Origin of the sequence: Streptomyces sp. NPDC049879, assembly GCF_044461265.1 — a bacterium.
Taxonomy (GTDB): Bacteria; Actinomycetota; Actinomycetes; order Streptomycetales; family Streptomycetaceae; genus Streptomyces.
Map to the genome: position 1 here is coordinate 431,828 of NZ_JBITKT010000002.1, position 22,245 is coordinate 454,072.

Annotated in this window: 21 protein-coding genes and 1 tRNA gene; 11 read left to right on the forward strand and 11 right to left on the reverse strand. The window is 70.6% G+C overall.

Annotation, left to right across the window (positions count from 1 at the left end; genetic code table 11):
* Positions 1-49: 49 nt before the first annotated feature.
* Both trxB and trxA read left to right on the forward strand, forming a co-directional pair.
* Entirely contained in the window at positions 50-1,012 is a 963-nt protein-coding gene (trxB, locus tag ACIBPC_RS08935) for a thioredoxin-disulfide reductase (RefSeq protein WP_362956544.1), read from the forward strand.
* Between the two features lie 59 nt (positions 1,013-1,071).
* Complete coding sequence (gene trxA / locus ACIBPC_RS08940) at positions 1,072-1,401, forward strand: thioredoxin (RefSeq protein WP_398842292.1); 330 nt, start codon at positions 1,072-1,074, stop codon at positions 1,399-1,401.
* A 118-nt stretch (positions 1,402-1,519) separates the two neighbouring features.
* On the opposite strand, the gene ACIBPC_RS08945 is transcribed toward trxA, so the two are convergent.
* The 9 genes from ACIBPC_RS08945 to rpmH form a co-directional block, all read right to left on the reverse strand.
* Complete coding sequence (locus ACIBPC_RS08945; protein ID WP_398842293.1) at positions 1,520-2,158, reverse strand: GNAT family N-acetyltransferase; 639 nt, start codon at positions 2,156-2,158, stop codon at positions 1,520-1,522.
* 63 nt (positions 2,159-2,221) lie between these two features.
* Positions 2,222-3,382, reverse strand: a complete 1,161-nt coding sequence (locus ACIBPC_RS08950) for a ParB/RepB/Spo0J family partition protein (RefSeq protein ID WP_398842294.1) — start codon at positions 3,380-3,382, stop codon at positions 2,222-2,224.
* Entirely contained in the window at positions 3,379-4,455 is a 1,077-nt protein-coding gene (locus ACIBPC_RS08955; RefSeq protein ID WP_362956533.1) for a ParA family protein, read from the reverse strand. Before ACIBPC_RS08955 ends, ACIBPC_RS08950 begins: the two co-directional genes overlap by 4 nt.
* Positions 4,456-4,852: 397 nt before the next feature.
* A complete protein-coding gene (rsmG, locus tag ACIBPC_RS08960; RefSeq protein WP_398842296.1) occupies positions 4,853-5,596 on the reverse strand; it encodes a 16S rRNA (guanine(527)-N(7))-methyltransferase RsmG in 744 nt (247 codons plus the stop codon).
* On the reverse strand, positions 5,593-6,108 hold the full coding sequence (locus ACIBPC_RS08965) for a R3H domain-containing nucleic acid-binding protein (protein ID WP_362956530.1): 516 nt from the start codon (positions 6,106-6,108) through the stop codon (positions 5,593-5,595). The genes rsmG and ACIBPC_RS08965 overlap by 4 nt, the downstream gene beginning before the upstream one ends.
* Before the next feature lie 14 nt (positions 6,109-6,122).
* Positions 6,123-7,265, reverse strand: a complete 1,143-nt coding sequence (gene yidC, locus ACIBPC_RS08970) for a membrane protein insertase YidC (protein ID WP_398843018.1) — start codon at positions 7,263-7,265, stop codon at positions 6,123-6,125.
* A gap of 12 nt (positions 7,266-7,277) precedes the next feature.
* Positions 7,278-7,592 carry a membrane protein insertion efficiency factor YidD gene (yidD, locus tag ACIBPC_RS08975; RefSeq protein ID WP_362956528.1) on the reverse strand — a complete coding sequence of 105 codons (315 nt, stop codon included), beginning with the start codon at positions 7,590-7,592 and terminating at the stop codon, positions 7,278-7,280.
* On the reverse strand, positions 7,589-7,957 hold the full coding sequence (gene rnpA, locus ACIBPC_RS08980) for a ribonuclease P protein component (protein WP_362956525.1): 369 nt from the start codon (positions 7,955-7,957) through the stop codon (positions 7,589-7,591). The genes yidD and rnpA overlap by 4 nt, the downstream gene beginning before the upstream one ends.
* A 24-nt stretch (positions 7,958-7,981) precedes the next feature.
* Positions 7,982-8,119 carry a 50S ribosomal protein L34 gene (gene rpmH / locus ACIBPC_RS08985; RefSeq protein WP_016472057.1) on the reverse strand — a complete coding sequence of 46 codons (138 nt, stop codon included), beginning with the start codon at positions 8,117-8,119 and terminating at the stop codon, positions 7,982-7,984.
* Positions 8,120-8,491: 372 nt separating this feature from the next.
* Between rpmH and dnaA the strand changes: the two genes are divergently transcribed.
* The 9 genes from dnaA (at position 8,492) to ACIBPC_RS09030 (ending at position 20,784) form a co-directional block, all read left to right on the forward strand.
* Positions 8,492-10,129 carry a chromosomal replication initiator protein DnaA gene (dnaA, locus tag ACIBPC_RS08990; protein ID WP_398842298.1) on the forward strand — a complete coding sequence of 546 codons (1,638 nt, stop codon included), beginning with the start codon at positions 8,492-8,494 and terminating at the stop codon, positions 10,127-10,129.
* Between the two features lie 923 nt (positions 10,130-11,052).
* Positions 11,053-12,183 (forward strand): DNA polymerase III subunit beta, encoded by a 1,131-nt coding sequence (gene dnaN, locus ACIBPC_RS08995; protein WP_362956518.1) that lies wholly within the window; start codon positions 11,053-11,055, stop codon positions 12,181-12,183.
* A 114-nt stretch (positions 12,184-12,297) separates the two neighbouring features.
* The gene (gene gnd, locus ACIBPC_RS09000; RefSeq protein WP_398842300.1) at positions 12,298-13,176 is read left to right on the forward strand and encodes a phosphogluconate dehydrogenase (NAD(+)-dependent, decarboxylating); all 879 of its coding nucleotides are present in this window, start codon (positions 12,298-12,300) and stop codon (positions 13,174-13,176) included.
* Positions 13,177-13,183: 7 nt separating this feature from the next.
* Entirely contained in the window at positions 13,184-14,314 is a 1,131-nt protein-coding gene (recF, locus tag ACIBPC_RS09005) for a DNA replication/repair protein RecF (RefSeq protein ID WP_398842301.1), read from the forward strand.
* Positions 14,307-14,873 carry a DUF721 domain-containing protein gene (locus tag ACIBPC_RS09010; RefSeq protein WP_398842303.1) on the forward strand — a complete coding sequence of 189 codons (567 nt, stop codon included), beginning with the start codon at positions 14,307-14,309 and terminating at the stop codon, positions 14,871-14,873. Before recF ends, ACIBPC_RS09010 begins: the two co-directional genes overlap by 8 nt.
* A 242-nt stretch (positions 14,874-15,115) precedes the next feature.
* Positions 15,116-17,188, forward strand: a complete 2,073-nt coding sequence (gene gyrB / locus ACIBPC_RS09015) for a DNA topoisomerase (ATP-hydrolyzing) subunit B (protein ID WP_398842304.1) — start codon at positions 15,116-15,118, stop codon at positions 17,186-17,188.
* Positions 17,189-17,234: 46 nt separating this feature from the next.
* Positions 17,235-19,910: a DNA gyrase subunit A gene (gene gyrA, locus ACIBPC_RS09020; RefSeq protein ID WP_398842305.1), complete on the forward strand. Its 2,676-nt coding sequence runs from the start codon at positions 17,235-17,237 to the stop codon at positions 19,908-19,910.
* 171 nt (positions 19,911-20,081) lie between these two features.
* On the forward strand, positions 20,082-20,630 hold the full coding sequence (locus ACIBPC_RS09025; RefSeq protein WP_362968336.1) for a DUF3566 domain-containing protein: 549 nt from the start codon (positions 20,082-20,084) through the stop codon (positions 20,628-20,630).
* Between the two features lie 80 nt (positions 20,631-20,710).
* A tRNA-Ile gene (locus ACIBPC_RS09030) sits at positions 20,711-20,784 on the forward strand.
* A 58-nt stretch (positions 20,785-20,842) separates the two neighbouring features.
* Here ACIBPC_RS09030 and ACIBPC_RS09035 read toward each other — a convergent pair.
* Together ACIBPC_RS09035 and ACIBPC_RS09040 are read right to left on the reverse strand one after the other, a co-directional pair.
* Positions 20,843-22,057 carry a tyrosine-type recombinase/integrase gene (locus ACIBPC_RS09035; protein WP_398842307.1) on the reverse strand — a complete coding sequence of 405 codons (1,215 nt, stop codon included), beginning with the start codon at positions 22,055-22,057 and terminating at the stop codon, positions 20,843-20,845.
* Positions 22,057-22,245, reverse strand: coding sequence for a helix-turn-helix domain-containing protein (locus tag ACIBPC_RS09040; protein WP_398843020.1), 189 nt, complete (start codon positions 22,243-22,245; stop codon positions 22,057-22,059). The genes ACIBPC_RS09035 and ACIBPC_RS09040 overlap by 1 nt, the downstream gene beginning before the upstream one ends.

Below are 22,245 nucleotides of genomic sequence, written 5' to 3' on the forward strand. Positions count from 1 at the left end.
GTCCCGACCGGGACCCCGGGTGAGAGACCCCGAGACAAGGAAGATTCCCGTGAGCGACGTCCGCAACGTGATCATCATCGGCTCTGGACCCGCCGGTTATACGGCAGCGCTCTACACCGCGCGCGCATCGCTCAACCCGCTGGTCTTCGAGGGGTCGGTCACCGCGGGCGGTGCCCTCATGAACACCACCGAGGTCGAGAACTTCCCGGGCTTCAGGGACGGGATCATGGGCCCCGACCTGATGGACGGCATGCGGGCCCAGGCGGAGCGCTTCGGCGCGGAGCTGGTGCCGGACGACGTCGTCTCGGTCGACTTCAGCGGTGAGATCAAGAAGGTCACCGACGCGGCGGGCACCGTGCACGAGGCGAAGGCCATCATCGTCGCCACCGGCTCCCAGCACCGCCGTCTGGGGCTTCCCCTCGAGGACCAGCTCTCCGGCCGCGGCGTCTCCTACTGCGCGACCTGCGACGGCTTCTTCTTCAAGGAGCAGGACATCGCGGTGATCGGTGGCGGGGACACCGCCATGGAGGAGGCGACCTTCCTCAGCCGCTTCGCCCGCAGCGTCAGCATCGTCCACCGCAGGGACACCCTCCGCGCCTCGAAGGCCATGCAGGAGCGCGCCTTCGCCGACCCCAAGATCTCCTTCGTCTGGGACAGCGAGGTCGCCGAGATCCACGACTCCGAGGGCAAGCTCTCCGGGCTGACCCTGCGCAACACCCAGAACGGCGAGACGTCGGAGCTTCCGGTGACCGGACTGTTCGTGGCGATCGGCCACGACCCGCGCGTCGAGCTGTTCACCGACCAGCTGGAGCTGGACCGGGACGGCTATGTACAGGTCGAGGCCCCCACGACCCGGACCAGCGTCCCCGGTGTCTTCGCCGCCGGAGACGTCGTGGACCACACCTACCGGCAGGCGATCACCGCCGCCGGGACCGGCTGCTCGGCGGCGCTGGACGCCGAGCGCTACCTGGCCGCCCTGAACGACGCCCAGACCGTCACGTCGGGCGTCTGACACAGACCACCGGATTCCCTCCCCCGTTACCACCCCACCGAAAGTGAAGGAGAAGCACCATGGCCGGTGCCACCGTGACCGCCACTGATGCCGACTTCGAGGAGAAGGTCCTCAAGAGCGACAAGCCTGTCCTGGTCGACTTCTGGGCCGAGTGGTGCGGCCCGTGCCGCATGGTCGCTCCCGCGCTGGAGGCCATCGCCACCGAGCACGCGGAGAAGCTCACCGTCGTGAAGCTCAACATCGACGAGAACCCGGAGACCGCTGCCCGCTACGGCATCATGTCCATCCCGACGATGAACGTCTACCAGGGCGGCGACGTCGTGAAGACCATCGTGGGCGCCAAGCCGAAGGCCGCGATCGAGCGGGACCTGAACGACTTCATCGGCTGACCGTCGACCGCGGAAAGGCTCGGCATGTTTCACGTGAAACATGCCGAGCCTTTCGCATGCCCGGGGAGTCGGACGTCATGCGGATTCCGGTCTCGCCGGCCCCGGCATGGCGGGTGACTCAGGCGGGATGCAGCGCCGGACGGGGGAGCCCGGCGTGGAAGAGCCGGTCCAGCGCCTGTTCCATGTCCGTGCGCCAGGAGACGGCTCGCTTCAGCTCCAGCCGCAGGCGGGGGAACATCGCGTGTGCGCGGACCTCCTCGAACCCCACGGCTTCGAGATAGGGAGCCGGTGTCAGACAACCGCCGTCCCACAAGCGCGCGGAGAGCGCGTCGGGCCGCGCGTCACCGAACGCCTCGATGGCCCGCACGCCGCGCGCCAGCAGGTCCTTCGCCATCGACTGCACCATCACGCGGCCCAGCCCTTGGCCCCGGTACCCGGGATCGATCCGCGCTGTCGTCAGGAGGACGGCGTCCACGGTCACCGGGCTGGTGGGGAAGGACGCCGACCGGGGAACGTAGGCGGGCGGGGCGTACATGATGAAGCCCACCGGCCGCCCGTCCACCTGGACCAGCCGCCCGCAGGTGCCCCACTCCCGCAGCACGGTGGAGACCCATGCCTCCTTCTCCGCACCCGGTCGGCCGGCCGGCGCCGACTGGTCCGCACTGCCGGGTGCGTGCTCCCAGAACGCGCAGTCACGGCAACGGGCCGGCAGACCGGCGAGGTTGTCCACCGTGAGCGGCACAAAATGACGCCCCATGGATTCATCGTATCCATGGGGCGTCAGGTACCCGCGGGAGCGGCTTCCGCAGAACCGGTACGGTCAGCCAGCGCGTCCGGCCGGGGTGCTGGTGTCGTCCTCGGGCTCGGCGTCCGGCTCGGCGGAACGGTTCTCGAGGACCGGCCCTTCGCCGGGGGCGAGCTGGCCGAGGATGCGGTCGAGGTCCTCCATGGACGCGAACTCGACGACGATCTTGCCCTTCTTCTGCCCGAGGTCCACCTTCACCCGCGTCTCGAAGCGGTCCGAGAGGCGGCCGGCCAGCCCTTCCAGAGCCGGGGAGATACGCTTGCCGGCCCGGGGACCGCTCCGCCGGGGGCCCTTGGCCGTCACCGAGCCGAGGAGGGTGACGATCTCCTCGATGGCACGGACGGACAGGCCCTCGGCGACGATGCGGTGCGCGAGCCGCTCCTGCTCCTCGACGTCGTCCACACCGAGGAGTGCCCGCGCGTGACCGGCCGAGAGCACCCCGGCGGCCACCCGCTTCTGCACCCCGGCGGACAGCCGCAGCAGGCGGAGGGTGTTCGACACCTGAGGACGCGACCGGCCGATGCGATCGGCCAGTTCGTCATGGGTGCACTTGAAGTCGCGCAGCAGCTGGTCGTATGCGGCGGCCTCTTCCAGGGGGTTCAGCTGGGCGCGGTGGAGGTTCTCCAGCAGCGCGTCCAGGAGCAGCTTGTCGTCGTCGGTGTGCCGGACGATCGCGGGGATCGCCTCCAGGCCCGCCTCCCGGCAGGCGCGCCACCGGCGCTCGCCCATGATCAGCTCGTAGCGCTCCGCGCCGAGCTGCCGCACCACCACGGGCTGGAGCAGGCCGACCTCCTTGATGGAGGTGACCAGTTCACTGAGGGCGTCGTCGTCGAATACCTCACGCGGCTGCCGCGGGTTCGGCGTGATCGCGTCCAGCGGCAGTTCGGCGAAGTAGGCCCCGGCGGGCGCCTGCTCTTCGTCGTCGTGCGCCGTCGTCACGCGTTCTCCGGCATCGGTCGCGGGACGGCTTCCCGCGGTCGCCTGACCGGCTCCCGGGAACTCCTCGGTGCCCGCGCCGGAGGGGACGGGGATGCTCCGCGTGGAGTTGAGTACGGGCAGCGATGCCGGCGAGACCGAGCCGCCGGTGTCGGCGTCCCCCGTGGTCTCCGTGCGCTGGGGTGCGGCCGGGATGAGTGCCCCGAGTCCGCGGCCAAGACCTCTACGTCGTTCGCTCACTGTGCCCCCTCCACCGGGCCGCGCTGTTCCTGCTGCGGCAGAACATGCTGAGAAGTCGCGCCCCGCAGGGCAATCTCCCGGGCCGCCTCCAGATAGGAGAGCGATCCGCTGGAGCCCGGGTCATAGGTCAGGACCGTCTGCCCGTAGCTGGGCGCCTCCGAGATCCGGACGGATCGCGGGATGTTGGTGCGCAGGACCTCGGTGCCGAAGTGGCTGCGTACTTCTTCGGCCACCTGCGAGGCCAGCCTGGTCCGGCCGTCGTACATCGTCAGCAGGATCGTCGAGACGTGCAGGTCCGGGTTCAGGTGCCCGCGGACCAGCTCCACGTTCCGCAGCAGCTGCCCGAGTCCTTCCAGGGCGTAGTACTCGCACTGGATGGGGATCACGACCTCGGCACCGGCGACCAGCGCGTTGACGGTGAGCAGGCCGAGCGAGGGCGGGCAGTCGATGAACACGTAGTCCAGCGGCTGCTCGTAGGCGACGATCGCCCGCTGGAGCCGGGACTCCCGCGCGACGACGGAGACCAGCTCGATCTCGGCACCGGCCAGGTCGATCGTCGCGGGGGCGCAGAACAGGCCTTCCACATCCCTGACCGGCTGGACCACTTCGGAGAGCGGCCTGCTCTCGACCAGGACGTCATAGATGGACGGGACCTCGGCATGGTGATCGATGCCCAGGGCGGTCGACGCGTTGCCCTGCGGGTCGAGGTCGATCACCAGCACACGGGCGCCGTGCAGTGCCAGCGAGGCCGCCAGGTTGACCGTGGTGGTGGTCTTGCCGACGCCACCCTTCTGGTTGGCGACGATCATGATGCGGGTCTGCTCCGGCCGGGGCAGTGAGCCACCGGACCGGTACATGGCCTCGACGGCCCGCTGGGCGGCCCGGCCGACCGGGGCGTCCCCGGTCGGCGGCGGCGCACTGGGCGCGATGTCGACCGCGCCTCCAGGGGCATCCGCCGACTCGGACCGAGGACCGGGGACCGGATCGGCCATCGGCCCCGCGATATTGGCGTCGGACCGCAATGGTTCACTCTCCTCGACACGCGCAGCCTTCGTGGGTTCAAAGCCTGCCATGTCCTGGGGGTCGGGAACCAGCGAGGTCCGATTACCTGTGGACAACTGACGCTCTGTGGATGGCGGCGCCCCCCGTGTGGGGGACGGGCGGCGGGGTGAACGGTCTCGCGATTCGGAGGCCGCGCGTCCCCGGCTGATGATTCCCTGCAGCAGCGAGCGGCGTTTCACGTGAAACACGATGCCGAGCGCCGGGACGCTCCGGTGCTCGACACTCCGCGTCCCTCGCGATCTGCGGCGCTTTTACCGTCGCATCGGCCGAACCGCCGACGGCCGGGAGAGCGGACGCGGCGGAAAAGCCACGAGCGCCGCTCGCGAGGAGCGACGCTCGTGCACAAACGAGGGACGGAGAGTCTCCGCGAAGACCGGGAGGCCGGGAGGCCGGGAGACCAGGGCGGCGTCAGCGGGACGTCCGGCCGGGCCGTCCACCGCGCCGCGCGGCCTTGGCCCGCTTGGCGGCGAACCGCACGCCTCCCGGGCTCTCGCCCACCTCGACGCGGACGACGGTCGAGGGCGGGTCCACGACGTCGCCGCCGACCCGGAGCACCGAGCTGCGGACGGCCCCCAGCTTCGCCAGCGCGCCCCGCGCGCCCTTCAGCTCCTCCTCGGCGGTGTCGCCCTTCAGGGCCAGCATCTCGCCGTAGGGCCGCAGCAGCGGGACGCCCCAGCCCGCCAGACGGTCCAGCGGTGCGACCGCGCGGGCCGTCACCACGTGGACCGGGGTGAAGGTGCTCAGCACCTCCTCGGCGCGGCCGCGGACCACGGTGACGCGGTCCTCGAGACCGAGCAGCTCGACGACCTCCTGGAGGAACGACGTGCGGCGCAGCAGCGGCTCCAGGAGGCTGATGCGCAGATCGGAGCGGACGAGGGCCAGCGGGATGCCCGGCAGCCCCGCGCCCGAGCCGACGTCGCAGACGGTCACTCCCTCGGGGACGACCTCCGAGAGCACCGCGCAGTTCAGCAGATGGCGTTCCCAGAGCCGGGGCACCTCGCGGGGGCCGATGAGACCGCGGCGCACGCCCACCTCGGCGAGCAGCTCGGCGTACCTGACCGCGTCGGGAAGCCGGTCGCCGAAGACCCGCCCCGCCGTCTCCGGCGGGGACGGGACCTTCAGTGGTGCGTCCTCGGGGAGCGCGTCACTCACGGGAGGACGACCACCCGGCGCTGCGGCTCCTCGCCCTCCGACTCGCTGCGCAGCCCGGCCGCCGCGACCGCGTCGTGCACGACCTTGCGCTCGAACGGGGTCATCGGCTTGAGCTTGACGGGCTCGCCGGTCTCCTTGACCTGCTGGGCCGTCTCGGTGCCGAGGGCGGTGAGCTTCTCCCGCTTCCTGGCACGGTGCTCGGCGATGTCCAGCATCAGACGGCTGCGCTCACCGGTCTCCCGGTGGACGGCGAGCCGGGTCAGCTCCTGGAGCGCCTCCAGAACCTCGCCGTCACGGCCGACGAGCTTCTGGAGGTCGCGCGAGGAGCCGTCGGCGATGATCGACACGGCGGCCCGGTCGCCCTCGACGTCCATGTCGATGTCGCCGTCGAGGTCGGCGATGTCCAGCAGCCCCTCCAGGTAGTCGGCCGCGATCTCGCCTTCCTGTTCCAGCCGGCTCAGCGCGTCACCGGTCTCGGCCGGGGCGGGCGCGGGCGAGGTGGTCTCCGTCACGGGGACGCTCCTTCTTACTTCTTGCTCTTCGCGGACGACTTGTTCTTGCCCTGGGGAGACTTCTTGGCCGGCTGCTGCTTCCTGGCCTGCCGCTGCCCCTGCTCCGCGCCCTGGTCCCGGCCCTCGGCGGGCTGGTCCGTGGACTTCTCCAGGCGCGGCGCGTCGGGCGTACGCGGGGTCCTGGGCTGGTTCGCCTGGCCCGCCTGGTTCCTGGGCGGCTGGCCACCGGCGGCACCCTGGCGGCGGGCCTTCGTCTGGCGCTTGGGCTGCGTCCTGGGGGCGCGCTCGGTCTCGGCCTTCTTCGCCTCGGCCTCGGCCGCCGGGTCCTGGAGCTTGCCCTTCTTCCGCAGGCGCTCCTGGCGCTGCTCGAAGGCGAGGCTGCCCGGGGTGGGGTTGCGCTGGATCACGTAGAGCTGCTGGCCCATGGACCAGACGTTCGTCGTCAGCCAGTAGATGAGGACGCCGACCGGGAAGTTGATGCCGAAGACGGCGAACATGAGGGGGAAGACGTACATCAGCATCTTCTGCTGATTCATGAACGGCGTCTTCGCCGAGAGGTCGACGTTCTTCGTCATCAGCTGGCGCTGGGTGAAGAACTGCGACGCCGACATCAGGACGATCATGATGATCGTGACGGTGCGGACCGTGCCGAGCGAGGCACCCAGCTGGGCGACGTCGTTCGCGCCGTCCAGGAAGCGGCTCGCGATGGGGGCGCCGAAGATCGTGGCCTGCCGGGCGCTGGTGACCTGCGACTCGGTGAGCACGCCGACCGTCTGGTCGTTCGCGATGTGGCTCAGCGTCTGGAAGAGGGCGATGAAGAACGGGGACTGCGCGAGGATCGGCAGGCAGCTCGCGAGCGGGTTGGTACCCGTCTCGCGGTACAGCTTCATCATCTCCTCGGACTGCCGCTGCCGGTCGTTCTTGTAGCGCTCCTGGATCTTCTTCATCTGCGGCTGGAGCGCCTGCATGTTCCGCGTGGACTTGATCTGCCGCACGAAGAGCGGGATCAGGCAGATGCGGACCACGACCACCAGGGAGACGATCGACAGACCCCAGGCCCAGCCGCTGTTCTCATCGAAGATCAGGCTGTACAGCGAGTGGAACCGGATGATGATCCATGAGACAGCGATATAAAGAGGACTGAGGATCGAATTGATCGTGTCCACGGGTCAGGCTCCTTGGGCATTGTTGGGGGCACCCCCGGGCGAGGCATGGGAAAGTGTCCGGTGCCGCAGACGGTCGCGCAGGCGCCGATGCCAGACCGGGCGCTTCCGGGGAGGAACGTGGTCGACTCCACCGGGCGACCAGGGGTTGCAGCGCAGGATGCGCCAGGCCGTCAGGGCCGTCCCCTTCACCGCACCATGCCGGTCGATCGCGCCGTACCCGTAATGGGAGCAGGACGGGTAGTAACGACAGACCGGGCCGAGCAGCGGGCTGATGGTCCACTGGTACAGCTTGATCAGCAGCAGCAGCGGGTACTTCATGTCCGTACCCCTCCCAGCAGCCGCTCCAGCGCGGCATCGAGCTCCCGGGCCAGCTGGTCGCTCGCGACATCGCCCGCGCCAGGCAGGGCCCGCACGACCACCAGGCTACCGGCGGGCAGCAGCGTCAACCTGTCCCGCATCAGATGACGCAGCCGACGCTGGACGAGGTTACGCACCACGGCGTTGCCCACGGCCTTGCTCACGACGAAACCCGCACGCGGCGCAGGAAGGGATTCCTGTGCCGGGTGCGGGTCACTACCGCCGCTCAGATGGACGACGAGGTGGGGGCGTCCGGCCCTGCGCCCTCGGCGCATCGCCGTCGCGAAGTCCTCGCGCCGCCTCAGCCGGTTCTCGGAGGGCAGCACCGCATGGACCTGTGTTCGGGCAGGTCAGGCGGAGAGCCGGGCGCGGCCCTTGCTGCGGCGGTTCGCGATGATGGCGCGGCCGGCCCGCGTCCGCATCCGCAGCCGGAAGCCGTGGGTCTTGGCCCGGCGCCGGTTGTTCGGCTGGAAAGTGCGCTTGCTCACTCGGGGGCTCCAGAAGATCTTCGGTGTCCGGCACAGGCAGGCCGGGACAAGGACGTGGACCGCCGACAGCTGTCACCGTGCGCCCACGAGGAACTCGCTACGCCCGAGTCGGCCGCTGTCCACCTCAGGTCTTCGGAGGCATGCGGCAGCAGCTGTCGATGGCTCGACCTGGCAACGGTACGCGCGACGCGTCCCACAGGTCAAACCCGGACGGCGCAGCGTTGTGCACAGCCTGTGGACAATGACTTGATGTGCGTGTGCCGCGCTGACTACCGTGGCTGAACTCGGGATCATTTCCCGACCGCCCCGGAGTCACACCCTCGGGCGCCCGACGACGCCAGCGCCACCCCTGCGAGTGAGAGAGCGTGCCCCGTGGCTGACCTACCAGCAGATCTTGCCGCGGTCTGGCCACGCGCGCTGACGGCCATGCTCGCCGACACGCAGCGCCTGGAGGCCAAGGACCACCGCTGGCTCGAGGACTGCCAGCCCCTCGCGCTCGTCTCCGGCACCGCGCTCCTCGGGGTCTCGAACGAGTACGCCAAGAGTGTGCTCGAAGGGCGGCTCGCGCCGCTCCTCGGGGACGTCCTGAGCCGCGAGTGCGGCCAGCCCGTCCGGCTGGCCATCACCGTCACCGCCCCGCCGCCCGAGCCGCGCGGCCCGCAGCCGGGGGCGTCGCCGCACGGCGAGCGGCACGCCGCCGAGCGGCAGGGCCCGCCGCCGCCCCGGCACGACCCGTACGGCGACGGCGGCTACTCCGGGCAGCCGGTGGTGCGCGCCGCGTACCCGGACCATCCGCAGGCCCCGCGCCCCGGCGCCGTCCCCGGCGGCTGGCAGCAGCACGGCTCGCACAGCTCCCACGTCCCGCACTCGGAGTACGGCTCCTACGGGCGCGAGCCCTCGTCGTACGAGCAGTACGGCTCGGGCGGCACGATCCCGCTGCCCGCGCAGTCCTCCGCGCCCCCGGGACCCGGCGAGCCGACCGCGCGGCTGAACCCGAAGTACCTCTTCGACACCTTCGTCATCGGCGCCTCGAACCGCTTCGCGCACGCCGCGGCCGTCGCGGTGGCCGAGGCCCCGGCCAAGGCGTACAACCCGCTCTTCATCTACGGGGAGTCCGGCCTCGGCAAGACGCACCTCCTCCACGCGATCGGCCACTACGCCCGCAGCCTCTACCCGGGCACGCGGGTGCGCTACGTGAGCTCGGAGGAGTTCACGAACGAGTTCATCAACTCGATCCGCGACGGCAAGGCGGACGCGTTCCGCAAGCGCTACCGCGACATGGACATCCTGCTGGTGGACGACGTCCAGTTCCTGGCGAGCAAGGAGTCGACGCAGGAGGAGTTCTTCCACACCTTCAACACCCTGCACAACGCGAACAAGCAGATCGTGCTGTCCTCCGACCGGCCGCCCAAGCAGCTGATCACGCTGGAGGACCGGCTGCGCAACCGCTTCGAGTGGGGCCTGATCACCGACGTCCAGCCGCCCGAGCTGGAGACGAGGATCGCGATCCTCCGCAAGAAGGCGGTGCAGGAGCAGCTGAACGCGCCGCCCGAGGTGCTGGAGTTCATCGCCTCGCGCATCTCGCGGAACATCCGGGAGCTGGAGGGCGCGCTGATCCGCGTCACGGCCTTCGCGAGCCTGAACCGGCAGCCCGTCGACCTGGGGCTGACCGAGATCGTCCTCAAGGACCTCATCCCCGGCGGCGAGCACGCCACCCCGGAGATCACGGCCGACGCGATCTCCTCGGCGGTCGCGGACTACTTCGGGCTGACGGTGGACGACCTCGCGGGGTCGTCGCGCAGCCGCATCCTTGTGACGGCGCGCCAGATCGCCATGTACCTGTGCCGTGAGCTGACGGACCTGTCGCTGCCGAAGATCGGCCAGCACTTCGGCGGCAGGGACCACACGACGGTCATGCACGCCGACCGCAAGATCCGCGCCCTGATGGCCGAGCGGCGCTCGATCTACAACCAGGTCACCGAACTGACCAACCGCATCAAGAACGGCTGACGGCGCCGGGCACGCCCCCGCGCCCGCCTCCAGGCCCCCGCGGCTCCCCCAGGGACGCGGGGGCCTTCCCGCGCTTGTCCACCGCCTGTGGAGAGCCCTCGCCGCCCCGCGCCGCCTCCTCGCACGCCGCCCGACACCACCGGACGGCGCCACACGCCGGCGCGGGGCGCGCGCGACGCGAGGGGCGCCGTTCGATTACCGTGCCGGGAACCGGAGTTCTCCACAGGAAGGGCGGGTTTTCCCCGTCCACACCCTGTGAGGTGGGGAAGTTATCCAGACCTGCGTCCACAGCCTTCCGGACGGATCGGCGTCCTCCCAGCTCAGGGGGGTGTGGATATGTGGGAAACGATGATCCACAGACTGTGGACGGAGCGGACGCGGCGAGCGGCCCGGAGAAGTTGTCCACCGGCCGCCCACAGGCTGAGGGCGGTTGTGCACAGGAAATCGCAGGTCATCCACAGGTCTGTCCACTGTTCGGCAACCTGACGCGCGCCCTCACCGTGGCGAGTGAATCAGCTCACACGGCGATCCACGGAAGCCTGTGGGGAAGTCGCCGAAACCTGGGGACAGAGCTGTTGAGAACCACGCCCTCGCTGTGGACGCGCTGTGGACGACGGCCGGCTGTCCACAGGAGCCCCCTGTTCGTCCACCGGTCCACCCACAGGCCCTGTGCATAAAAAACGGCGCCTGACCAGGCACAACGGGGTTTTCCACGGTTTCCACAGGCCCTACTACTACGACTACGGATATAAGCCCGTGGATTCGTTTGAAAGCGGGGGCTGTGCACAACTCGGCCCGGGGAGCCCCTACCCACCGGACTTCGATTTGACTCGCGGAAGCGCCTAGTGTCAGTGCCGTGCGCCAGACTGGTGCCTCGTAGACAGCAGCAGGCGAGCAGCCAGCGACAGCGGGAGGCGGCTGAAGTGAAGATCCGGGTGGAACGCGATGTGCTCGCGGAGGCGGTGGCCTGGGCCGCCCGCAGCCTGCCGGCCCGGCCCCCCGTGCCGGTGCTCGCCGGACTGCTGCTGAAGGCCGGTGAGGGGACGCTGAGCCTGTCGGGCTTCGACTACGAGGTCTCGGCGCGCGTCTCGGTCGAGGTGGACGTCGAGGACGAGGGGACGGTCCTGGTCTCCGGGCGCCTCCTCGCCGACATCTGCCGCGCCCTGCCGAACCGCCCCGTGGAGATCTCCTCGGACGGCGTGCGCGTGACCGTCGTGTGCGGCTCCTCGCGATTCACACTCCACACCCTGCCTGTGGAGGAGTACCCGGCGCTGCCGCAGATGCCGACCGCGACAGGCACCGTCCCGGCCGACGTCTTCGCGTCCGCCGTCGGGCAGGTCGCCATCGCCGCGGGCCGCGACGACACGCTGCCGGTGCTCACCGGCGTGCGCATCGAGATCGAGGGCGACCGCGTGACGCTCGCCTCGACCGACCGCTACCGGTTCGCCGTCCGCGAGTTCCTGTGGAAGCCGGAGACGGCCGACATCTCCGCGGTGGCCCTGGTGCCCGCCAAGACGCTGCTCGACACGGCGAAGTCGCTCAGCGGCGGCGACACGGTCTCCCTGGCGCTCGCGGGCGCCGGTGCGGGCGAGGGGCTGATCGGCTTCGAGGGCGCGGGCCGCCGTACGACGACGCGGCTGCTGGAGGGCGACCTCCCCAAGTACCGGACGCTGTTCCCCACCGAGTTCAACTCGGTCGCCGTGATCGAGACCGCGCCGTTCGTCGAGGCCGTCAAGCGCGTCGCCCTGGTCGCCGAGCGGAACACCCCGGTGCGCCTCAGCTTCGAGCAGGGCGTGCTGATCCTGGAGGCGGGGTCGAGCGACGACGCACAGGCTGTGGAGCGCGTGGACTCGGACCTGGAGGGCGACGACATCTCGATCGCCTTCAACCCGGCGTTCCTGCTGGAGGGGCTGAGCGCGATCGACTCCCCGGTGGCCCAGCTGGCGTTCACCACCTCGACGAAGCCCGCGCTGCTCAGCGGCAAGCCGGCCGCCGACGCCGAGGCGGACGAGGCGTACAAGTACCTGATCATGCCGGTGCGGCTGAGCGGCTGAGCGGTGCCGTCCGCGCCGGGGCGGGCGAGCAGGTGAGCGGCCCGGCCGGACAGCTGTGCGCACGGGGCCCGAAGTAGGCTCGGGACCGGTTCGCAACGCTATGAAGGAGTCCTGATGGAGCTCGGTCTCGTCGGCCTCGGCAAGATGGGCGGGAACATGCGCGAGCGCATCCGCCAGGCCGGCCACACCGTCGTGGGGTACGCCCACGAGGCGGATGTCGCGGATGTCCACAGCCTGCGGGAGATGGTGGACGCGCTGGCAGCTCCCCGGGTCGTGTGGCTGATGGTCCCGGCCGGTGCCGCCACGCAGTCCACGGTCGACGAGCTCGGCGACCTGCTGTCGCCCGGTGACGTCGTCGTGGACGGCGGCAACTCCCGCTGGACCGACGACGCCAGGCACGCGGAGCAGCTCGCCGCGAAGGGCATCGGCTTCGTGGACTGCGGCGTCTCCGGCGGCGTCTGGGGCATCCAGAACGGCTACGCGCTGATGTACGGCGGCGACGCCGAGCACGTCGCGAAGGTCCAGCCGATCTTCGACGCCCTCAAGCCCGAGGGCGAGTTCGGCTCGGTGCACGCCGGGAAGGTCGGCGCGGGCCACTTCGCGAAGATGGTCCACAACGGCATCGAGTACGCGATGATGCAGGCCTTCGCCGAGGGCTGGGAGCTGCTGGAGGCGGCCGACGAGGTCACCGACGTCCGCGAGGTCTTCCGGTCCTGGCAGGAGGGCACCGTCATCCGGTCCTGGCTGCTCGACCTGGCGGTCCGCGCGCTGGACGACGACGAGCACCTGTCCCAGCTGCGCGGCTACGCGGCCGACTCGGGCGAGGGCCGCTGGACCGTCGAGGCGGCGATCGACAACGCGGTGCCGCTGCCGACGATCACCGCGTCGCTGTTCGCGCGGTTCGGCTCGCGCCAGGACGACTCACCGCAGATGAAGATGGTCGCCGCGCTGCGCAACCAGTTCGGCGGCCACGCGGTGGAGAGCTCGAAGTAGCGGCGTCGTGCATGTGACGCACCTGTCGCTGGTGGACTTCAGGTCCTATCCCCGGGCCGAGGTGGAACTCGGCCCGGGGGTCTCGTCGTTCATCGGGCCCAACGGGCAGGGCAAGACGAACCTGGTCGAGGCCGTCGGCTACCTCGCGACGCTCGCCAGCCACCGCGTCTCCTCCGACGCGCCCCTGGTCCGCATGGGCGCGGAGCGGGCCGTCGTGCGCGCCGCCGTGACGGAGGGGGAGCGCTCGCAGCTGGTCGAGCTGGAGCTGAACCCGGGACGCGCCAACCGCGCGCGGCTCAACCGCTCGACGCAGGTGCGCCCCCGCGACATCCTCGGCGTCGTGCGCACCGTGCTGTTCGCGCCCGAGGACCTCCACCTGGTGAAGGGCGACCCCGGGGAGCGCCGCCGCTTCCTCGACGAGCTGGTGATGGCGCGTACGCCACGGCTTGCGGGCGTGCGCGCCGACTACGAGCGGGTCCTCAAGCAGCGCAACACCCTGCTGAAGTCGGCCGCCATGGCGCGCCGCCACGGCGGCCGGGGCGCCGACCTGACGACCCTCGACGTGTGGGACCAGCACCTCGCCCGCTCCGGCGCCGAGCTGCTCGCGCAGCGGCTGAACCTCGTCACCGCCCTGCGCCCGCTGACCGACAAGGCGTACGACGAGCTGGCGCCCGGCGGCGGCCCCGTCGTCCTCGACTACCGGTCCTCGGCCGGTGACGCCGCGGCCGGCGCGACGACCCGCGAGGAGCTGTACGAGGTGCTGCTCGCGGCGCTCGGCGAGGCCAGGCCGCAGGAGATCGAACGGGGTGTGACGCTCGTCGGCCCGCACCGGGACGACCTGCTGCTGCGGCTCGGCGACTTCCCGGCCCGCGGCTACGCGAGCCACGGCGAGTCGTGGTCCTTCGCCCTCGCGCTGCGGCTGGCGTCCTTCGAGCTGCTGCGGGACGAGGGGCCGGAGCCGGTGCTGGTGCTGGACGACGTGTTCGCCGAGCTGGACGGGCGGCGCCGGGAGCGGCTGGCCGAGCTGGTCGCGCCGGGCGAGCAGGTGCTGGTGACGGCGGCGGTGCCGCAGGACGTGCCGACGGCGCTGGTGGGGGCGCGTTTCGCGGTGGCCGAGGGGCGGGTCGAGCGTGAGTGAGGGACCGGACCGCACGCCCGGCGACGCCGCCGGGGGCGCGGGGGAACGGGGCGCGGCGCCCGAGCTGTCCGGCGTGGACCTGGCGCGCGTGGCCCTGCGCGCGGCGCGCGAACAGGCGCGGGCGCGGGGCGCGATGACGCAGCAGCGGAGGCAGGCGCGGCGGGGCGGCCTGCGCTCCGGGGCGCGCGCCGACGCCCGCGATCCCCTCCCCCTCGGCGCCGCGGTGGAGCGGCTGACCACCGAGCGCGGCTGGGAGATGCCGCTGGCGGTGGGCGGCGTCGTCGGCCGCTGGCCCGACCTGGTCGGACCCGAGATCGCGCAGCACTGCGCGCCGGAGGGGTACGACGAGGAGACGCGCGTCCTCACCGTCAGGTGCGACGCGACGGCGTGGGCGACGCAGCTGCGGCTGCTCGCGCCCCAGCTCCTGCGCCGCCTGAACGCGGACCTGGGCCAGGGCACCGTCAGTTCGATCAAGGTCCTGGGGCCCGCGGGGCCCGCGCGCACGCCGGGGCGGCTGCGCGCGCCGGGGAGCCGGGGGCCCGGGGACACCTATGGCTGACCGGCTGCGGGGCGGTGCGGAAGTGATGCCGGTCACGTTCGCAGATCGTTGACAGGCGGAAGCGCTGAGCGCCGCCGTGAGCGGATCTGGGGCGGGGCCCGTATATGGGGAGTCATCGCATGCCGGTTCAGGGCGGCACATGCGGACTGAGGGCCCCGGAAACAGCCACTACGGTTGGCGCTACCGGTAGACTGGACCGACCCGCCCCGTTGCGGACCATGTCGAACGCCACAGCCGCTCCGATGAGCCGGAGCCGGCTCGTGCTGTGCCAGAAAGGGCGCTTCGTGGCCGATTCCGGCGATGCCACCCCCACCACACCGACCCCCGGCGAGCCCGCGGACGGTTCCTCCTACGACGCCAGTGCGATCACGGTCCTGGAGGGGCTCGACGCCGTCCGGATGCGACCGGGCATGTACATCGGCTCGACCGGCGAGCGTGGTCTGCATCACCTGGTCTACGAGGTCGTGGACAACTCGGTGGACGAGGCCCTCGCCGGCCACGCCGACACGATCGACGTGACCCTGCTCGCGGACGGCGGCGTCCGCGTCGTGGACAACGGCCGCGGCATCCCGGTGGGCGTGGTTCCGTCCGAGGGCAAGCCCGCCGTCGAGGTCGTCCTCACGGTCCTGCACGCGGGCGGCAAGTTCGGCGGCGGCGGCTACGCGGTCTCCGGCGGTCTGCACGGCGTCGGCGTCTCCGTGGTGAACGCGCTGTCGAAGCGCGTCGCCGTCGAGGTGCGCACCGACGGCTACCGCTGGACACAGGACTACGCGCTGGGCGTCCCGACCGCGCCTCTGAAGCGGAACGAGGAGACCGCCGAGACGGGCACCACCGTCACCTTCTGGGCCGACGGCGACATCTTCGAGACGACGGTCTACTCCTTCGAGACCCTGTCGCGGCGCTTCCAGGAGATGGCGTTCCTCAACCGCGGCCTCACCATCACCCTGACCGACGAGCGCGAGGCGGCCAAGCAGACCGCGGGCGCCGACTCGGCGGACGGCGACGGCAAGGACGAGCCGCGCACCGTCAGGTACCACTACGAGGGCGGCATCGCCGACTTCGTGCGCCACCTGAACTCGCGCAAGGGCGAGATGATCCACCCCTCCGTGATCGAGATCGCCGCCGAGGACACCGAGCGCAAGATCTCCGTCGAGATCGCGATGCAGTGGAACAGCCAGTACACCGAGGGCGTCTACAGCTTCGCCAACACGATCCACACCCACGAGGGCGGCACCCACGAGGAGGGCTTCCGCGCCGCGCTCACCGGCCTCGTGAACCGGTACGCGCGCGACAAGAAGCTGCTGCGCGAGAAGGACGACAACCTCACCGGCGAGGACATCCGCGAGGGCCTGACGGCGATCATCTCGGTCAAGCTCGGCGAGCCCCAGTTCGAGGGCCAGACCAAGACCAAGCTGGGCAACACCGAGGCCAAGACCTTCGTCCAGAAGATCGTCAACGAGCACTTCGCCGACTGGCTCGACCGCAACCCGTCCGAGGCCGCGGACATCATCCGCAAGAGCGTCCAGGCGGCCACCGCCCGCGTCGCCGCCCGCAAAGCCCGCGACCTCACCCGCCGCAAGGGCCTGCTGGAGACGGCGTCGCTGCCCGGCAAGCTCAGCGACTGCCAGTCGAACGACGCCGCCCGCTGCGAGATCTTCATCGTCGAGGGCGACTCCGCCGGCGGCAGCGCCAAGGCGGGCCGCGACCCGCAGTACCAGGCCATCCTGCCCATCCGCGGCAAGATCCTGAACGTCGAGAAGGCCCGCATCGACCGCGTCCTGCAGAACACCGAGGTCCAGGCGCTGATCTCCGCCTTCGGCACCGGCATCCACGAGGACTTCGACATCGCGAAGCTCCGCTATCACAAGATCATCCTGATGGCGGACGCCGACGTCGACGGCCAGCACATCAACACCCTGCTGCTGACCCTGCTCTTCCGCTTCATGCGCCCGCTGGTGGAGGCCGGGCACGTGTTCCTCTCGCAGCCTCCCCTCTACAAGATCAAGTGGGGCCGGGAGGAGTGGGAGTACGCCTACTCCGACCGCGAACGGGACAGCCTGATCCAGCTCGGCCGTGAGCGCGGCAAGCGCATCCGCGAGGACTCGATCCAGCGCTTCAAGGGCCTCGGCGAGATGAACGCCGAGGAGCTGCGGGTGACCACCATGGACCAGGCCCACCGCGTGCTGCGCCAGGTCACGCTGGACGACGCCGCCTCGGCCGACGACCTGTTCTCGATCCTGATGGGCGAGGACGTGGAGGCCAGGCGCTCGTTCATCCAGCGCAACGCCAAGGACGTCCGCTTCCTGGACATCTGAGCAGGACCGCCTTCCCCACAGCAGCCCGAAAGGAATCGGACCCCAGATGGCCGAGGACACCCCGCCCACCGTCACCCCGCCCGCCGGGGACCCGGGCGCTCTGCGCATCCAGCCGGTGACGCTGGAAACCGAGATGCAGCGCTCGTACCTCGACTACGCGATGAGCGTCATCGTCTCGCGTGCGCTGCCCGACGTGCGCGACGGCCTCAAGCCGGTGCACCGCCGCGTGCTGTACGCGATGTACGACGGCGGCTACCGCCCCGAGCGCGGCTACTACAAGTGCGCCCGCGTCGTCGGCGACGTGATGGGCACGTACCACCCGCACGGTGACACGTCCATCTACGACGCCCTCGTGCGCCTCGCCCAGCCCTGGGCCATGCGCATGCCGCTCGTCGACTCGAACGGCAACTTCGGCTCGCCGGGCAACGACCCGGCCGCCGCCATGCGGTACACCGAGTGCCGCATGGCGCCGCTGGCGATGGAGATGCTCCGGGACATCGACGAGGAGACCGTCGACTTCCAGGACAACTACGACGGGCGCAACAAGGAACCCACCGTCCTCCCCGCCCGCATCCCCAACCTGCTGATCAACGGCTCGGCGGGCATCGCGGTCGGCATGGCCACCAACATCCCGCCGCACAACCTCCGCGAGGTCGCCGCCGGCGCCCAGTGGTGCCTGGAGCACCCGGACGCGACGTCGGAGGAGCTGCTCGACGCGCTGGTCGAGCGCATCAAGGGGCCCGACTTCCCGACCGGCGCGCTGATCGTCGGCCGCAGCGGGATCGAGGAGGCGTACCGCACGGGCCGCGGCTCGATCACCATGCGGGCGGTCGTCGAGGTGGAGGAGATCCAGGGCCGCCAGTGCCTGGTCGTCACCGAGCTGCCCTACCAGACGAACCCGGACAACCTCGCGCAGAAGATCGCCGAGCTGGTCAAGGACGGCCGGGTCAGCGGCATCGCCGACGTGCGCGACGAGACGTCCTCGCGGACCGGTCAGCGGCTCGTGATCGTGCTGAAGCGCGACGCGGTCGCCAAGGTCGTGCTGAACAACCTGTACAAGCACACCGACCTGCAGAGCAACTTCGGCGCCAACATGCTGGCCCTCGTGGACGGCGTGCCGCGCACCCTGTCGCTCGACGCGTTCATCCGCAACTGGGTGGCCCACCAGGTGGACGTCATCGTCCGCCGCACCCGCTACCGGCTGCGCAAGGCCGAGGAGCGCGCCCACATCCTGCGCGGCCTGCTCGCCGCGCTGGACGCGATCGACGAGGTCATCGCGCTCATCCGGCGCAGCGACACGGTGGACGTCGCCCGGCAGGGCCTGATGGGGCTGCTGTCGATCGACGAGATCCAGGCGAACGCGATCCTGGAGATGCAGCTGCGCCGCCTGGCCGCCCTGGAGCGGCAGAAGATCGTCGCCGAGCACGACGAGCTGGAGCAGAAGATCCGCGAGTACAACGCGATCCTCGCCTCGCCGGAGCGCCAGCGGCAGATCATCTCGGAGGAGCTGGCCGCGATCGTCGACAAGTTCGGCGAGGACCGGCGTACGGCGCTGATCCCCTTCGAGGGCGACATGTCCATGGAGGACCTGATCGCCGAGGAGGACATCGTCGTCACGATCACGCGGGGCGGCTACGTCAAGCGGACCAAGACCGACGACTACCGGGCGCAGAAGCGCGGCGGCAAGGGCGTGCGCGGCACGAAGCTGCGCGAGGACGACATCGTCGACCACTTCTTCGTCTCGACCACGCACCACTGGCTGCTGTTCTTCACGAACAAGGGCCGCGTCTACCGGGCCAAGGCGTACGAGCTGCCGGACGCCGGGCGGGACGCGCGCGGGCAGCACGTGGCGAACCTGCTGGCCTTCCAGCCGGACGAGCGGATCGCCGAGATCCTCGCCGTGCGGGACTACGAGGCGGCGCCGTACCTGGTGCTGGCCACGAAGTCCGGGCTGGTGAAGAAGACGGTGCTCAAGGACTACGACTCGCCGCGGTCCGGCGGCGTCATCGCCATCAACCTGCGCGAGATGGCGGACGGCCGCGACGACGAACTGATCGGAGCCGAGCTGGTCTCGCCCGACGACGATCTCCTGCTGATCAGCAAGAAGGCTCAGTCGATCCGTTTCACGGCCACGGATGACACACTGCGTCCCATGGGCCGGGCGACGTCGGGCGTCAAGGGCATGAGCTTCCGCGAGGGCGACGAGCTGCTGTCCATGAACGTCGTGCGCGCCGGGACCTATGTGTTCACCGCGACCGACGGCGGGTACGCGAAGCGCACACCGGTCGACGAGTACCGGGTCCAGGGGCGTGGCGGCCTCGGCATCAAGGCCGCCAAGATCGTCGAGGACCGCGGCTCGCTGGTCGGCGCGCTCGTGGTGGAGGTCACCGACGAGATCCTGGCCATCACGCTCGGCGGCGGAGTGATCCGTACGCGGGTCAGCGAGGTGCGGGAAACCGGCCGTGACACCATGGGCGTCCAGCTGATCAACTTGGGGAAGCGGGACGCCGTGGTCGGCATCGCCCGCAACGCCGAGGCCGGCCGCGAGGCCGAGGAGGTCGAGGCCGCGGACGACGAGGCCGCGGACGACGAGGCCGAGACCGGCGCGGCGGACACCACCGGCGGCACCCAGGACGCGCCGGACACCGACAGCATCGACAGCACCGACAGCCCGGCCGGTAACGGGCGGGCCGGTCAGGACACAGAGGACACTGAGGAGTAACGCGTGAGTGAAGCCACGGGCGCCTCCGGGGGCCGCGCGGGGAACGACGGGACCCCGCGCATTCCACCGGGCCCACCGGGCGTCCCACCGGGCGGCGGCGCCCGTGGCGAGAGCTCCGGGGGCACCCGCGCCAGGGCCAAATCCCGTAAAGCGACCCGTGGGGGGACCACGATGACCAGCGCCAGACCCACGGACTCGTACTCGCAGGGCCAAGGGCAGGGCCAGGGCGGCTACCACCCGCCGCAGGCCTACCCGTCGCCGCCCGGCGGCGCGCCGACCGTGGGCCCCCAGCAGGGCCAGGGCGGCCAGGCGCAGCGCGTGGCGCGTACGGGTGCCCGTACGGTCCCGCGGACGCGCAAGGCCCGGCTGAGGGTCGCCAAGGCCGATCCCTGGTCGGTGATGAAGGTCAGCTTCCTGCTGTCGATCGCCCTGGGCATCTGCACGGTCATCGCGGTGAGCCTGCTGTGGATGGTGATGGACGGGATGGGCGTCTTCACGACCATCGGCGACACCATCAGCGAGGCGACGGAGACGGACACCGAGAGCGGCTTCGACCTCGTCGGCTTCCTGTCGCTGTCCCGGGTCATGCTGTTCACATCTGTGATCGCCGTGATCGACGTGGTGCTCGCGACCGCGCTGGCGACGCTCGGCGCGTTCATCTACAACCTGTCCGCGGGCTTCGTCGGCGGCATCGAAGTGACCCTGGCGGAGGACGAGTAGCGGGCCGCCCGGCGTGGAGCCGGGCGGCACCGAACCGATTTGGGCAGCGGGCCCGGCATGCGCTAGCCTTTCATCCGCGCGGGGCTATAGCTCAGATGGTTAGAGCGCATCCCTGATAAGGATGAGGCCACAGGTTCAAGTCCTGTTAGCCCCACCTGCGGAAACGGCCCTGGTCATCTCTGACCAGGGCCGTTTGACATCCACGGCTGACATCAGCCGCCCTGCTCGGGCCCCCTCAGCAGGTCGGCGAGAAGCTGGGCGGCGGCCCGCTGGTCGTCATCCACCACGTGTGTGTAGATGTCCATCGTCATGCTGATCTGGCTGTGCCGGAGGATCGCCTGTGCCGACTTCGGGTGGACCTTCAGGAAGGCGAGCAGCGTTCCGCAGGTGTGCCGGGCGAGCCGTACGGTGATCCGGCGCAGCGGCTCGGGGCTGTCGACCTGATGCGGGCGCTCGGCGCGTTCCTTCCTTTGCTGCTCTGCCACCCGGTGCACCAGAGTGTCGAATGTGCGGCTGAAGCCACGGGGCTCGATCGGCCCGCCGTGCCGCTCGGTGAAGATCAGGTCCTCCCCCGGCTCCTGATGCCAGTGCGAACCGGCCTTCGCCTTCTCCTCGCACTGCACGCGCTGCCGCTCGCGCAGTGCCTCGGCGACGAAGGCCGGCAGGGGGAGCGCGGCGTTCGAGGAGTCGGTCTTGAGCTTCTTGACGACCAGCTCGCCCTTCTCCCGCTGCACCTGGCGGGTGGGGGTGGCCTGCTCGTTGTCGAAGTCGATGTCCGACCAGCGCATGCCCAGTAGTTCGCCGCGCCGGAGGCCCAGCGTCAGCAGGACGACGAAGGCTGCGTAGAGGCGGTGTTCGCGGGCCGTGCCGAGGAAGGTGATCGCCTCCTTGGCGGACCACGGCTTCCGCTCCTTGGTGTCCACGGTCGGCATGTCCACCAGCTCGGCGACGTTCCGCGTCACCAGTTCCTCGCGGCGGGCGCGGTTGAGCGCGTTCCGCAGCACGCGCAGCGACTCGGCGCGCGTCGGCGCGGGCACGCCGTCCTTCTTCATACGGGCCATGGCCTCCCGCACCTGAGCCGGGGAGAGCCGGGGCAGCGACTTTTTCCCCAGGTGCGGGATCAGGTAGAGCCTGACCTTGCCCTCGTACTTGGCGTAGGTGTTGTGCTCGGTGGACGGCTGCACGATCTGGGCGAGCCAGTACGTCAGCCACTCCCCGACGGTCCAGGCCCGGGAGGGCACGGGCACGCCGTTCCGCTCCTGCTCCTGAAGCTTGGCCAGCTTCTCAGCCACCTCGTCCCACGAGTGGCCGTAGCGGAAAACTCGTTCGCGGAGTCCGTCCGTGGTGGTGACGTAGGCGGCGCCCTGGTAACGGCCGTCCTTGCGCTTGGTGATCGTCCCTGCCCCGTTGGGGCGGCGCTTGGCCATCAGGCGTCGTCTCCGGTCTGCTTGCGGATGTACTGGGTGAGCGCGTCGGCCGGAACGCGGCGGGCCCGGCCGATGGTGAAGCTCCGGAGCTGCCCGGAGCGGATGAGGTCGTAGACCTTGGACCGGCCCAGCCGCAGGGCGGTCATGACCTCGGGCACGGTGAGGGCTTCGGGGGTGGGGTTGCCCAG

Coding starts and splice junctions, on each gene's coding strand:
- trxA (WP_398842292.1), top strand. CDS start 1,072: ATGGCCGGTGCCACCGTGACCGCCACTGATGCCGACTTCGAGGAGAAG.
- ACIBPC_RS08955 (WP_362956533.1), bottom strand. CDS start 4,455: ATGGCAGGCTTTGAACCCACGAAGGCTGCGCGTGTCGAGGAGAGTGAA.
- ACIBPC_RS08945 (WP_398842293.1), bottom strand. CDS start 2,158: ATGGGGCGTCATTTTGTGCCGCTCACGGTGGACAACCTCGCCGGTCTG.
- yidD (WP_362956528.1), bottom strand. CDS start 7,592: ATGAAGTACCCGCTGCTGCTGCTGATCAAGCTGTACCAGTGGACCATC.
- gnd (WP_398842300.1), top strand. CDS start 12,298: ATGGAGCTCGGTCTCGTCGGCCTCGGCAAGATGGGCGGGAACATGCGC.
- gyrB (WP_398842304.1), top strand. CDS start 15,116: ATGAGCCGGAGCCGGCTCGTGCTGTGCCAGAAAGGGCGCTTCGTGGCC.
- ACIBPC_RS09025 (WP_362968336.1), top strand. CDS start 20,082: ATGACCAGCGCCAGACCCACGGACTCGTACTCGCAGGGCCAAGGGCAG.
- gyrA (WP_398842305.1), top strand. CDS start 17,235: ATGGCCGAGGACACCCCGCCCACCGTCACCCCGCCCGCCGGGGACCCG.
- ACIBPC_RS09035 (WP_398842307.1), bottom strand. CDS start 22,057: ATGGCCAAGCGCCGCCCCAACGGGGCAGGGACGATCACCAAGCGCAAG.